The sequence below is a fragment of the Streptomyces sp. NPDC107765 genome (assembly GCF_055657085.1).
The window spans coordinates 16896-29197 of sequence record NZ_JBVKBL010000030.1 but is presented as its reverse complement, the minus strand read 5'-3'; the positions used below and the strand labels follow the sequence as shown (position 1 = coordinate 29197).

Below are 12302 nucleotides of genomic sequence, written 5' to 3'. Positions count from 1 at the left end.
CAATCAGGGCGCGGCGACTTCGAGTGGTGGTGCGGGACGGCGGGCAGGCGGCGACGATCGGAGGCGGGGAAAGGTGGCGGAGAATGGTGGTGTGCTGGAAATGACGCGCGAGGAGTTCGAGGAACTGGTCGCCGAGGCCCTGGACCGGATCCCGCCGGAGCTGACCCGGCTGATGGACAACGTGGCGGTCTTCGTCGAGGACGAACCGCCGGCCGCCGACCCCGAGCTGCTCGGGCTGTACGAGGGGACGCCGCTGACCGACCGCGGTGAGTGGTACGCGGGCGTGCTGCCGGACCGGATCACGATCTACCGGGGGCCCACCCTCCGGATGTGCGCGACGCGCGAGGACGTGGTCGCCGAGGCGGAGGTGACGGTCGTTCACGAGATCGCGCACCACTTCGGCATCGACGACGCCCGGCTGCATTCGCTCGGCTACGGCTGAGCCGCGGCGGCGCCCCGGCGTGATCGGCGGCGCGGGGCGCGTGTCCTCAAGCGGGGGGCGGGAGTTGGGCAGGGCGTCCGTGCCGCCGTCCCTGCGCTCCGGATCCGGAGGTCCCGCCGTGCGCCCGAGCCCCTGCCGCCCCTCACCGTCCCCGACACCGCCGCCCGCCGTCCCCGCGGCGGCGCGGCCACCGGAGCCACCGGTGCCGTCGTCGCAGCCGCCCGCCTCGCAGCTGCCCGCCTCGCAGCCGTACGCCTCCCGGTCGTCGGCCGGGCAGCCGTCCGTGCCTTCGTCGCCGGCGGGCCGGGCGCTGTCCCGGGTCGCCGTCGCCGCCGTGACCGTCACCACGCTGGCCGCGTCCCTGGCCGGCTGCATGAGCGTCAGCGACCCGGCGCAGCCGAAGCCGTCCGGCGGCGCCGCGCGCCACGGCGGCCGGGGCGGGCAGCCCGGCCCCGGCGGACCGACCGCCGACGGGCGCGGCGCCGGAGCGCGGCAACTGGGCCGCAACGGCGAGGCCCGCCCGGCCGGCGGCGACGAGAAGCCGGGCAAGAAGTCGAAGTCCGCGAAGCCGAAGCCCTCCGAGGAGGGGGCGACCCCCGGCCCGGTGCAGCCCTCGGGCCCGGAACCCGGCGCGGGCGACAGCGGCGGCGCCGGCGGCCACGGCGGACCCCACGGGCCCGCCGGTCCCTCGCCGTCCCACTCCGCCCGGCCGTCCTCCCCGCCCGACACGCCCACGCCCCCCAGCACCCCCACCGCCGCCCCGACCCCGCCGCCGAGCACCCCCGCACCGCCGACCGCGCAGGCGTCCGGCCCGTCCCCGGTCTCGCCGATGTCGTCGCTGGCCGAGCCGGGGGAGCCGGGGGAGCCGAGGGATGCGGGCACCATGGGCGAGGGGGCCTGAGGCGAGGGTCACAGGGGGATCGGGGGCGGGAGGCGGACCGCAAAACGCGGGGTCGGACGCGGGAAGACCCGAGCCCCGGACCGAAAGCCCTGGTCAGCGGCTTATTTGCCATCCGGGGGGCGGAGTGCGTATGGTGGTAGATCGTTTGATCCCATTTGCCCGGCGCCAGAAAAGAAGCGCGCCGCGTGGCGCGTTCTCTCCCTTGCCGTGGCTGACCGCATTGAGGCGGTCGTGTGAAACACACGGAGTTTGGGCGCGTGCCGAGACTCCGGAAGGTTTCGCATTTCGCATGTCCATTTCCACTGATCAGTCCGTCATGCCCGCCCACGACGAGCAGGACGAGCGTCCGGCCGCCGAGGTGACCGAGGTCACGACCGACGCCGACACCGCTGCCGACGTCCAGGCCGATGCCGACGTCGACACCGACACCGACGCGGACACCATCACCTTCGCCGACCTCGGCCTCCCCGAGGGCGTCGTGCGCAAGCTCGCGCAGAACGGCGTGACGACCCCCTTCCCGATCCAGGCCGCGACCATCCCGGACGCGCTGGCCGGCAAGGACATCCTCGGCCGCGGCCGCACCGGCTCCGGCAAGACCCTCTCCTTCGGTCTGCCCACCCTGGCCCGGCTCGCCGACGGCCGCACCGAGAAGAAGAAGCCGCGCGCCGTCATCCTCACCCCGACCCGTGAGCTGGCCATGCAGGTCGCGGACGCCCTCCAGCCCTACGGCGACGTGCTCGGCCTGAAGATGAAGGTCGTCTGCGGCGGTACGTCCATGGGCAACCAGATCTACGCCCTGGAGCGCGGCGTCGACATCCTCGTCGCCACCCCGGGCCGGCTGCGGGACATCATCAACCGCGGCGCCTGCTCCCTGGAGGACGTCCAGGTCGCCGTCCTCGACGAGGCCGACCAGATGTCCGACCTGGGCTTCCTGCCCGAGGTCACCGAGCTGCTGGACCAGGTGCCCCAGGGCGGCCAGCGGATGCTGTTCTCCGCCACGATGGAGAACGAGATCTCCACCCTGGTCAAGCGCTACCTGACCAACCCGGTCAGCCACGAGGTCGACAGCGCCCAGGGCAACGTCACCACCATGACCCACCACGTCCTGGTCGTGAAGCCGAAGGACAAGGCGCCGGTCACCGCCGCCATCGCCGCCCGCAAGGGCCGCACCATCATCTTCGTCCGCACCCAGCTGGGCGCCGACCGCATCGCCGAGCAGCTCGTCGAGTCCGGCGTGAAGGCCGACGCGCTGCACGGCGGCATGACCCAGGGCGCCCGCACCCGGGTCCTCGCGGACTTCAAGGACGGCTACGTCAACGCGCTGGTCGCCACCGACGTCGCGGCCCGCGGCATCCACGTCGACGGCATCGACCTGGTCCTGAACGTCGACCCGGCCGGCGACCACAAGGACTACCTGCACCGCTCGGGCCGTACCGCCCGCGCCGGCCAGTCCGGCACGGTCGTCTCGCTCTCGCTGCCCCACCAGCGCCGGCAGATCTTCCGCCTGATGGAGGACGCCGGTGTGGACGCCTCCCGGCACATCGTCGGCTCCGGCACCTTCGACGAGGACGTCGCCCGGATCACCGGCGCCCGTTCGCTCACCGAGGTCCAGGCCGAGTCCGCCAACAACTCCGCCAAGCAGGCCGAGCGCGAGGTCGCCCAGCTCACCCGCGAGCTGGAGCGCCTGCAGCGGCGGGCCGCCGAGCTGCGCGAGGAGGCCGACCGGCTGACCGCCCGCGCCGCCCGCGAGCGCGGTGAGGACCCGGCCGAGGTGCTGGCCGCCGCCGCCGAGACGGCCGCTGCGGAGGTCGCCGCCGAGACGGCCGCCGCCGAGCGGAGCGCCGCCGACGAGCGCCGCCCGGCCGCCTCCGACCGCCGTGACGACCGCGGCAACTTCGAGCGCCGGGACCGCCGCGACGACCGTCGTGACGACCGTGGTGGCTTCAACCGGGATGAGCGTTCCGGTGGCCGTTCCTTCGACCGTGACCGTCGTGACGACCGTGGTGGCTTCCGCCGGGACGACCGGGGCGACCGCGCCGGTGGCCGTTCCTTCGATCGTCGTGACGACCGCTCCGGTGGCCGTTCCTTCGACCGTGACCGCCGTGACGACCGGGGTGGCTTCGAGCGCCGGGACCGCCGCGACGACCGTCGTGACGACCGTGGTGGCTTCAACCGGGACGAGCGTTCCGGTGGCCGTTCCTTCGACCGTGACCGTCGTGACGACCGTGGTGGCTTCCGCCGGGACGACCGGGGCGACCGCGCCGGTGGCCGTTCCTTCGACCGCGGTGACCGCGGCTTCAACCGCGACCGCGGCGACCGCCCGAGCCGCCCGTTCCACCGCGACGACCGCTCCGGCGGCTACCGTTCCGGCGGTGGCGACCGGCCCTTCAACCGCGACGACCGCTCCGGCGGCCGCCCCTCCACCGGTGGCCACCGCACCGGCGGTGACCGCCCCTACGGCCGCCGTGACGACCACCGTGGCGCCCCCGCCGGCTCCTACGGCCGCCGCGAGGACAAGCCGCGCTGGAAGCGCAACGGCTGATCGCTGACCGATACCGCTCACCACCGGGCCCGTACGCACACAAGTGCCGTACGGGCCCGGTGTGTTGTACGTTCGGACAGCCCCGCCCAAGGGCCCACCGCACGGTCCGCGGCACCCCTGTGACCTGGCCGTTCGGTAATGCCTTCGGGCTGCGGCACGACCTCGGGCTATGCTGCTCGGTGCGGGCCATTAGCTCAATTGGCAGAGCAGTGGACTTTTAATCCATTGGTTCAGGGTTCGAGCCCCTGATGGCCCACCAGAAGGGGAAGGGGAGGGGCTGGTTCCCTCCCCTTTTCCCTTGCCTTCTTTCTCTTCTCCTCGTGATGAGGCTCGTCAGTGGTCCGGCCGGTGGGCCTCCGGTGCTGTCCGGTGATCCGGCGCTGACCCGTCCGGCCCCCGTGGAATCGCCGTGCCTCCCCGGAGCGGACAGCCTTGGGACGTCGAGGTATGTCGACACGCGATCGGCACGACGGTGCCCGTACGGCGGACGGGCGGAGCGGGGAGACCGGTGCGGATGCCGCAGGGCGACGGGCCCTCCACGGGCGACGGGGAGCGCCGGGCGCGCCGGGCCCGGATGTCCCCGCTGGGCCGGAGCCTGGCGTGCTGGCTCCCCGCCGTCCTCATCGTCGGCGGCCTCGCGTTCGACATGGCGACGCCGCCCAGCTACACCGCCGCGCCCTTCTTCTCCGCCGCCCCGCTGGTGGCGGCGCCGCTCTTCTCGCTGCCCGCCACCGCCCTCACGGCACTGGCCGCCATGGCGGGCGAGGCCCTGGTGGTGACGTACCGCAGCGCCGCCCAGAACACCCACGAGTCGGTGACCGAGATCGCGACCGTCTTCGTGGTCGCCCTGCTGGCGCTCGCCATCAACCGCGTCGTCCGGATGTCCGACGCCCATCTGGCGTCCGTACGGGACGTCTCGGAGGCCGCGCAGCGGGCCGTCCTCCCGGCGCCGCCCCAGCGGCTCGGCGGGCTCGCGGTCGCCGCCCGGTACGTGGGCGCACGGGCGGACGCCCGGATCGGCGGCGATTTCTACGCCGTGCAGGACACCCCGCACGGCGTACGGCTGATCGTCGGCGACGTCCGCGGCAAGGGGCTGGCGGCGGTGGAGGCCGCCGTGGTCGTCATCGGGGCCTTCCGGGAGGCGGCGGAGCAGGAGGCCACCCTGGAGGCGGTGGCCGGCCGGCTGGAGCGGGCACTGCAACGGGAGGGCGGGTGGCGCACGGGGCTCGACCGGTACGAGGGGTTCGCCACCGCGGTCCTGGCCGAGGTCCCCGCCGACGGGCGGCCCGTGCTGCGGGTCCTCAATCGCGGTCATCCGGCGCCCCTGTTGCTGGGCCCGGACGGCGGGCTGTGCGAGCTGCTGCCCGCCGTGCCTGCGCTGCCGCTGGGGATGAGCGAGGTGGCGAGCTGGCCGGACCGTTCCGACGAGTCGTTCTTCCCGGCCGGTTCGCTGCTCGTCTTCTTCACCGACGGCGTGACCGAGGCCCGCGACCCGCGCGGCCGCTTCTACGACCCGGCGGACAAGCTCCGCGGCCGGCACTTCCCGGGCCCCGGCAGCCTCCTGGACGCCCTCATCGAGGACGTCGCCCGGCACACGGGCGGAGCCCCGGCGGACGACATGGCCCTGCTGGCGCTGCAGCGGCCGATGGGGGAGTGAGGGCTCGACGTCAGGTTCCCGGAAGGTTCCTGCCCGGTTCCCTGGCAGGTCCCTGGCAGGCTTCTGCCACGGACCCAGGGGCATGCCACGGGCCCCGGCCCACTACAGCGGGCGGAAGCTCTGTCCGTGCGGGCCGGTGAGCGCGACCGGGTGCCCGTCCAGGGCGAGCGTCAGTTGCAGCGGGTCGTCCGGGCGTGGGGTGTGGTGCGGGGGCAGGGGCAGCCACGGCAGTACGGAGTGGTGCTCCTGGGAGATCCAGTGGCCGCCGCCGTCCCGCCCGTCGAGGACCGACCGTACGAGCCGGGCGAACTCCTCGCGCCGGGCATACGGCAGGTAGCTCAGCACGGCGGTGTGGAACACGACCAGGGTCGCCCCGGCCGGCGCCTCGGCCGCCAGCGCGGGCAGTTCGTCGATCAGGTCCCCGCGGACGATCCGCGGCCGCGGCACCGTCCGCACCGCGTCGACGGCCGCGGACAGTCGGGCCGCCCGCGCCTCGTCGCCGGGCCATACGAGCGACCGCAGCCAGCGCAGGTCGTCCGGCTCGGCGACCGGGTCGAGCGGTGCCAGGTCGATCCCGGCCCGCCAGACGACCTCGGGCAGGCGGGTGGGGACGTGCGGCCCGGGCCCCGCCGCCACCGGCCCCGGCACCGGCGCCTGCACCTGGCAGTGGAAGACGACGGGGCTGTCGGCCGGGCCTACTTCGACGAGCGGGGCGTGGGCTGCCGGATCGCCCGCCTCCCCGTACCCGTGTCCATACGCGTACCGATAGCGGTCCGGGTGCAGGCACAGCCCGGCCGAGGTGCCGACCTCCAGGAGGGCCAGCGGCTGGGGCAGCCGGGCGAGCAGCGGCAGCAGCGTGGCGCAGCGGGCCGGTTCGTTGGTCTGGGTGCCGCGGCGCATGATGACGTCCCGCACCTGGTCCCAGTGCCGGATCGTCCATTCGCGCCAGCGCCCGTACGCCGCGGCGCCGCGCGGGCCCTGCTCCGCGTGCGGGCCGTCGAGATGGCGTACGGCGGCGAGCAGGAGCTGGGGCTGCTGCTTGTTGCCGGCCGGCAGCGAACCCGCCAGCAGCTCGCACAACTCCTGGTCCTGGCCGATCCGGGCGCTCAACTCCTCGTGGGCGTCGGACCGCCCGCGCGCCTCGCCCCAGGAGAACTCCTGGTACCGCCGCGCCACGTCCTGCGCGCTTCCGGTCGTGACGCCGCCGTGGCCGGGACGGCCGTGGCGGTGGTGACCGGCGTTGCGGAGGCGTTCGGCGGGGCCGGGGCTCTCGGAGTGTCCGGGACTTTCGGAGTGTCCGGGGCGCTCGGAGTGTCCGGGGTGCAGGGAGTGTCCAGGGCGCTCGGCGTTGACGACCATGATCCGACGTTACTGTCTTCACGTTCCGTAATGGTCAGGCACCCCTCCGCATAACAACTGACGCACAATCATCGAGAGATCGTTTAGGCGTGGCACGGGGTGGTGCGGTCAACTCGCCCGATTTATGGCCATGGTGACCGGAAAACACCACGCCACAGCCGGTGCGCGAGGCATATGGATTCCCGGGAAGGCTTGGAAAACGGTCGCGATCTCTATTACTGTCCGATAACGCAGCGCGGTCGTCCCAGCCGCCGCAAGAGGCGGCACCGTGCGCCGACGCCGAATCCCGCACGCGCTTTTCACGCACCTCCAGCACCTCGAACTGCACCAAGGGAACCGGGGAACCACCACCTTGGGGTGAATCGGACGCCTTCGTCAGAGGGTGCCCGTAGGAGACCTTCCTGCTCCGAACCCGTCAGCTAACCCGGTAGGCGAGAAGGAAGGAAAGGAGTGCGCCCCCGTGGCGTCCAACAGGCCTGTCCCCGAGGCTCCGTCCGCCTACGACTTCGACGACCGGGGCCCGGGCGCCCCGTACGCGCCAGGCGCCCCGCACGCCTTCGCGCATCCCGGCGACCCCACTTTCGTGACGGAGACTGCTTTCGTCTCTGACACCCCTGTCGCCACCGACACCGCTGTCACCACCGACATGGCCGGCGTCACCGGCACCCGCTTCGCGACGGCCGGCGAGGCGAACGGTGACGCCGACGGCCCGTGGGAGGAATGGAACCCCACCGAGGAGTCCGTCCGCCCGGTCCGCGGCAAGCACCGGGTGGCCAAGCAGCGCGGCGGTGGCCTCGCCCGCGGGGGGACGGTCCTGGGCGTCGGTGTCATCGCCGCGGTCGGCGCGGGCGGGATGGCCACGGCCGAGGGCCGGCCGCCGGTGCCGATCTCGATGCCCGACCTCGGCGGAGTGGCCGACGCCGTCTCCGACCACCTCCCGGACGCCGCCTCCCTGCCCGGCGTCGGCGACCTCATATCCGACGGCGGCGCGCACACCGCTTCCGCCTCCGCCGCCACCCCCGCCGACCCGCTCACCGGGAACGCCGGACCGGGCTCGCCGTCGGGCACGGGCTCGGGCTCCGGCTCCGACTCCGGCTCTGACGCGGGTACGGGCTCGGGCTCCGGTGCGAACGCCGGTGAGGCGCTGCGCAGCCGTATCCTCCAGCAGGCCGACGCCCAGCAGGGCGCCGCCGAGCAGGAGGCCCGCGAGGCCGCCGAGCAGGCCGCGATCAAGCAGGCCACTACGGACGCCGCCGGGGACCTGAAGGCCGCCGAGAAGGCCGCGGCCGCCAAGAAGGAGGCAGCGGCCGAGGCCAAGCGCAAGGCCGAGGAGGAGGCCCGCCGTAAGGCCGAGGCCGAACGCCTCGCCAAACTGGCGCAGAGCTTCATCACCCCGGTCTCCTCGTACACCCTCACCGCGGGCTTCGGGCAGGCCGGTGACCGCTGGGTCGCGGACCACACCGGCCAGGACTTCGCCGCCCCGACCGGCACGCCCGTCAAGGCGGTGCACTCCGGCACCATCACCCAGGCCGGCTGGGCCGGTTCGTACGGCTACCGCATCGTCCTGACCCTCGACGACGGCACCGAGCTCTGGTTCTGCCACCTGTCCTCGATGGTCAAGACCTCGGGCAAGGTCAGCACCGGCGACGTCATCGGCCGGGTCGGCGCCACGGGCAACGTCACCGGCCCCCACCTCCACCTGGAGGTACGCCCCGGCGCCGGCGACCCGATAGACCCGATGCCCTGGCTGCGCGACCACGGCGTCAACGTCTGAGCACCTGACGGGCGGGGCGGGGCGAGGTCGGCGGCCACGGTGCGAGGGTGGCCGCCGTCCGAGGAAACGGGAACATCCGAGGAACCGGAATGACTCCTGTGAGCAGGAATAACCACCCGCCCCGCAACGTTGCTCCCACCATGAGCGCGACAAGCAACAACTCCCCTACCCCCAGGGCCCTGGGCTCGCTGTCCGTCTCCCCCTTCTCCCTCGGGGGCAACGTATTCGGCTGGACCGCCGACGAGGCCGAGTCGTTCGCCGTACTGGACGCGTACGTGGCGGGCGGCGGCAACTTCATCGACACCGCCGATGTGTACTCGGCGTGGGTGCCGGGCAACAAGGGCGGCGAATCCGAGACGGTCCTCGGGAACTGGCTGGCCTCGCGCGGCAATCGGGACGACATCGTCATCGCCACCAAGGTCGGCGCGCACCCCGACTACAAGGGTCTGTCCACCGCCACCATCAAGTCCGCGGTCGAGGAGTCCCTCACCCGTCTCCGCACGGATTACATCGACCTCTACTACACCCACTACGACGACGAGTCGGTCGAGGTCGGCGAGTTCCTGACCGCTCTGGACGACCTCGTCCGGGCCGGCAAGGTCCGCGAGATCGGCGCCTCCAACATCTCCGCGCAGCGCCTGGAGGAGTCCCTCGCCTTCTCCGACCGCGAGGGCGTGGCCCGTTACGTGGCCCTGCAGCCGCACTACAACCTGGTCTCCCGCGACACGTACGAGGGCGAACTCGCCGACGTGGCCGCCCGCAACGGCGTGTGCGCGGTCCCGTACTACGCGCTGGCCTCCGGCTTCCTGACCGGCAAGTACCGGCCGGGTGCGGCGGTCGACAGCGCCCGGTCCGGGAAGGCCGCGCAGTACCTCGCCACCGACCGCGGCCCCCGCGTCCTGGAGGCCCTCGACACGGTCGCCGCCGCCCACGGTGCCGAGCCCGCCACCGTCGCGCTGGCCTGGCTCGCCGCCCAGCCGACGGTCGCCGCCCCGATCGCCAGCGCCCGCACGACCGCCCAGCTCGCCCCCCTCCTGGCCGTCACCGACCTGACCCTCACCGCCCCCGAACTCACCCTGCTGAACGAGGCATCGGCGTAATCCAAGTCGCGGCCCCACCCCAAAGGGAAGGAGCGGGGCCCCAGGGCCCCGCTCCACTTCCACACGCGCCGCAATGCTGCCGGGCGCCCTACCCCCGCCGGTCCACCACCGCCCAGGACGCCAGCGCCACCCCACCCGCCACGGCGAACACCGAAGGCCAGGCCCCGATCTTCTTGGCCAACGGATGCGACCCCACAAACGCCGCCACATAGGCCCCGCTCAACGCCGCCGCCGTCTTACCTCCGGCCTTCCGCTGCCACTCCCGAGCCGCCACCGCCCCCGCCGCAGCCAACGCCACACCTCCCAACGGCCGCTTCTTCGTCCACCGAGCCACCCCATAACCCCCGAGCAACCCACTCGCCGCCACCACACTGCTCGGAACGCCGGCCATGCCCAACTCCTCCGTTTCGCGGGTCAATTGCCCTTTACCTTACGTCCGGCCCCGTACGTTCTGGCCGTCCGGAGGCTCAGGTGGCCGTGACTTACGACCTGCGCCGGCCTCTCGCACGGCTCGGGCCACGTACTCGGCCACCGTCTCGGGACTCTCGTGCTCCCAGAAACGCAGCACTGTCCATCCCGCCGCTTCGAGATGCGCGTTGGTTTCTGCGTCACGGGCGACGTTGCCGTCGAGCTTCGCGCGCCACCACTCGGCATTGGCCTTGGGACTGGTTGCGTGTTCGGGGCAGCCGTGCCAGAAACAGCCGTCGAGGAACACCGCAATGCGCGGGCCGGGGAAAGCGATGTCGATGGTGCGACGGGCCATACCGGGTACGCGGCGTTGCAGCCGGTAGCGCAGTCCGGCGGCGTACAGCAGCCGCCGGACTGCACGCTCCGGTTCGGTATCCCGTCTGCCCTGACGGCTCATGCGCGCTGAGACACCGACCGAGGACGGAGAGACGGGTGGGCGTGTCATAGTCCCAGAATGGCTCACCAGCGGTCAGGAGAAGAAGCCGAGGCTCATCGCTCCGGGGCCGCCGGAGCGGGCCGCGGCGGATCTCGGCAGCTGCCGGGTGTGCCGGGGAGCCGGTGAGCCGGTCCACGATTGCCGTTGCTCAGCACCGGCCGGCGGGCCGACGACAGGCGACAGGGCGCGGCCCGATCGAATCGGGCGGCACCAGGATCGGCGGGCCGGAGCTCGAAGCGCTACGTCCGAGGGTGTGCGGAGTCGCCCGTGCACCGGCGGGCGGCCGCCGACCGGGCCTCGTTCGCGACGAGGCAATTCCGTCCCACGCTGTGCCAGGCGTTCATCAACGCCGGCCGCCCCCACCTCTGGTACTGCCTGACCCGTTGCAGCAGGTACTGCTCGCGAGTGGTGAAGTCCGGGTCCGGGCCTCTGAGGTGGGCGCGGCGGCGGTGGAAGGAGAGGGCGGTGGCGGCGGTGGTGTAGGCGGTGACGGCGCGGGCGGCGGCGGGGCCCTGGGTGCGGCGGGCGATGTCGCGGGCCAGGGCGCGGGTCTTGAGGGAGGCGAGGGCGTCCGGTTCGGCCGGGGTGAGCCAGCCGGCCGTGATGTAGGGCGCGAGGTAGCCGGGGAGGGAGAGGAGCTCCTGTTTGCGGGCCCAGACGGCCAGGGACGTCAGGGCGAGGAAGACGGGGACCATGAAGAGCCCGTAGACGAGGAGGAAGCCGACGTCGCCGAGGGAGGAGGCGGCGTTCCAGATGGCGTGCAGGAGGACGGCGGTGAGCAGGCCGAGGGCGGCGAGCGCGATACGGGCGGCGCGGCGGCGGGGGTAGCGGGTGGCGGCTATGCCGAAGGCGAGGCCGGTGAGGATGGTGAAGAGGGGGTGGGCGAAGGGGGAGATGATGATGCGGACGAAGAAGGTGCCCACGGTGAGCGAGTCCAGGCCGGTGTGACCCATGGACTGGTCCTCGCCGAAGGCGTTGCCCAGATAGACGATGTTCTCGGTGAAGGCGAAGCCGGTGGCGGTGATGCCGGCGATGACGATGCCGTCCGTGATGCCGTCGAAGTCGCGCCGGCGGAAGCGGTAGAGGAGCAGTACGGCGGCGGCCTTCACCGTCTCCTCGACGACCGGGGCGATCGCCGTCGCGCCCCAGGTCTCGGCCTCGGAGGGTGAGGCGGACGCGATGTTGGCGGCGATCCAGTCGGTGGCGAAGCCGTTGGTGAGCAGCGCCACCAGGGCCGCGGCGCACGCCCCCCAGGAGAAGGCGAACGCGAGGTTCCGCCGGGGCTCCGGCTCGATGCGGTCGAGCCAGCGGAACGCCGCGACCAGCAGCGGCACCGGGAAGACGGCAAGCCCCAGCCCGACGAGCAGGCCCTCGGTACCGGTCTCCCGGCGGACCATCCCCACGATGATCACGCCGGAGAGCGCGAGCAGGGATATCAGCGCGGTGGCGCGGAGGGTCGTACGACGGGTCCTGTTCGTGTCGCCGGTCGTGCCGTGGATCGGCTGGCAGGTCGTGTCGCGGGACGTACGGCGGATCGTGCCGCGCCAGAGGGCTCTCCGGCGCGGCCGCGGCGGTGGGTGAACGGGCCGGTGCACCCCTCGACCGTAACGAGCGGCGGACGCC

At 73.1% G+C, this 12302-nt stretch carries 10 protein-coding genes, 1 tRNA gene and 1 riboswitch; of the genes, 7 read left to right on the top strand and 4 right to left on the bottom strand.

All coding sequences use genetic code 11. From position 1 onward, the window contains the following. The first annotated feature begins 91 nt into the window (after positions 1 to 91). From ACZ7MX_RS39375 to ACZ7MX_RS39355, 5 genes are all read left to right on the top strand, one after another. Positions 92 to 442 carry a metallopeptidase family protein gene (locus ACZ7MX_RS39375; protein WP_472139503.1) on the top strand — a complete coding sequence of 117 codons (351 nt, stop codon included), beginning with the start codon at positions 92 to 94 and terminating at the stop codon, positions 440 to 442. Positions 443 to 644: 202 nt separating this feature from the next. After that, on the top strand, positions 645 to 1343 hold the full coding sequence (locus tag ACZ7MX_RS39370) for a hypothetical protein (protein WP_472139502.1): 699 nt from the start codon (positions 645 to 647) through the stop codon (positions 1341 to 1343). 289 nt (positions 1344 to 1632) lie between these two features. Then, positions 1633 to 3885 (top strand): DEAD/DEAH box helicase, encoded by a 2253-nt coding sequence (locus ACZ7MX_RS39365; RefSeq protein WP_472139500.1) that lies wholly within the window; start codon positions 1633 to 1635, stop codon positions 3883 to 3885. A gap of 183 nt (positions 3886 to 4068) precedes the next feature. Continuing rightward, positions 4069 to 4144, top strand: a tRNA-Lys gene (locus ACZ7MX_RS39360). A gap of 255 nt (positions 4145 to 4399) precedes the next feature. After that, complete coding sequence (locus ACZ7MX_RS39355) at positions 4400 to 5542, top strand: PP2C family protein-serine/threonine phosphatase (RefSeq protein WP_472139498.1); 1143 nt, start codon at positions 4400 to 4402, stop codon at positions 5540 to 5542. 102 nt (positions 5543 to 5644) lie between these two features. On the opposite strand, the gene ACZ7MX_RS39350 is transcribed toward ACZ7MX_RS39355, so the two are convergent. Then, positions 5645 to 6901 (bottom strand): DUF2332 domain-containing protein, encoded by a 1257-nt coding sequence (locus tag ACZ7MX_RS39350; RefSeq protein WP_472139496.1) that lies wholly within the window; start codon positions 6899 to 6901, stop codon positions 5645 to 5647. A gap of 303 nt (positions 6902 to 7204) precedes the next feature. Beyond that, positions 7205 to 7350: riboswitch (cyclic di-AMP (ydaO/yuaA leader) on the top strand. 11 nt (positions 7351 to 7361) lie between these two features. Between ACZ7MX_RS39350 and ACZ7MX_RS39345 the strand changes: the two genes are divergently transcribed. Then, the gene (locus tag ACZ7MX_RS39345; protein WP_472139494.1) at positions 7362 to 8675 is read left to right on the top strand and encodes a M23 family metallopeptidase; all 1314 of its coding nucleotides are present in this window, start codon (positions 7362 to 7364) and stop codon (positions 8673 to 8675) included. Between the two features lie 140 nt (positions 8676 to 8815). Continuing rightward, the gene (locus ACZ7MX_RS39340) at positions 8816 to 9775 is read left to right on the top strand and encodes an aldo/keto reductase (RefSeq protein ID WP_472139492.1); all 960 of its coding nucleotides are present in this window, start codon (positions 8816 to 8818) and stop codon (positions 9773 to 9775) included. Positions 9776 to 9863: 88 nt separating this feature from the next. Here ACZ7MX_RS39340 and ACZ7MX_RS39335 read toward each other — a convergent pair whose 3' ends face one another. From ACZ7MX_RS39335 to ACZ7MX_RS39325, 3 genes are all read right to left on the bottom strand, one after another. Continuing rightward, the gene (locus ACZ7MX_RS39335; RefSeq protein WP_030415925.1) at positions 9864 to 10166 is read right to left on the bottom strand and encodes a hypothetical protein; all 303 of its coding nucleotides are present in this window, start codon (positions 10164 to 10166) and stop codon (positions 9864 to 9866) included. Positions 10167 to 10205: 39 nt separating this feature from the next. Continuing rightward, entirely contained in the window at positions 10206 to 10688 is a 483-nt protein-coding gene (locus ACZ7MX_RS39330) for a very short patch repair endonuclease (protein ID WP_472139490.1), read from the bottom strand. Between the two features lie 230 nt (positions 10689 to 10918). Then, positions 10919 to 12274 carry a PrsW family intramembrane metalloprotease gene (locus ACZ7MX_RS39325; protein ID WP_472139488.1) on the bottom strand — a complete coding sequence of 452 codons (1356 nt, stop codon included), beginning with the start codon at positions 12272 to 12274 and terminating at the stop codon, positions 10919 to 10921. Positions 12275 to 12302: the final 28 nt, after the last annotated feature.

Coding starts and splice junctions, on each gene's coding strand:
- ACZ7MX_RS39350 (WP_472139496.1), bottom strand. CDS start 6,901: ATGGTCGTCAACGCCGAGCGCCCTGGACACTCCCTGCACCCCGGACAC.
- ACZ7MX_RS39330 (WP_472139490.1), bottom strand. CDS start 10,688: ATGACACGCCCACCCGTCTCTCCGTCCTCGGTCGGTGTCTCAGCGCGC.
- ACZ7MX_RS39365 (WP_472139500.1), top strand. CDS start 1,633: ATGTCCATTTCCACTGATCAGTCCGTCATGCCCGCCCACGACGAGCAG.
- ACZ7MX_RS39335 (WP_030415925.1), bottom strand. CDS start 10,166: ATGGCCGGCGTTCCGAGCAGTGTGGTGGCGGCGAGTGGGTTGCTCGGG.
- ACZ7MX_RS39355 (WP_472139498.1), top strand. CDS start 4,400: ATGCCGCAGGGCGACGGGCCCTCCACGGGCGACGGGGAGCGCCGGGCG.
- ACZ7MX_RS39340 (WP_472139492.1), top strand. CDS start 8,816: ATGAGCGCGACAAGCAACAACTCCCCTACCCCCAGGGCCCTGGGCTCG.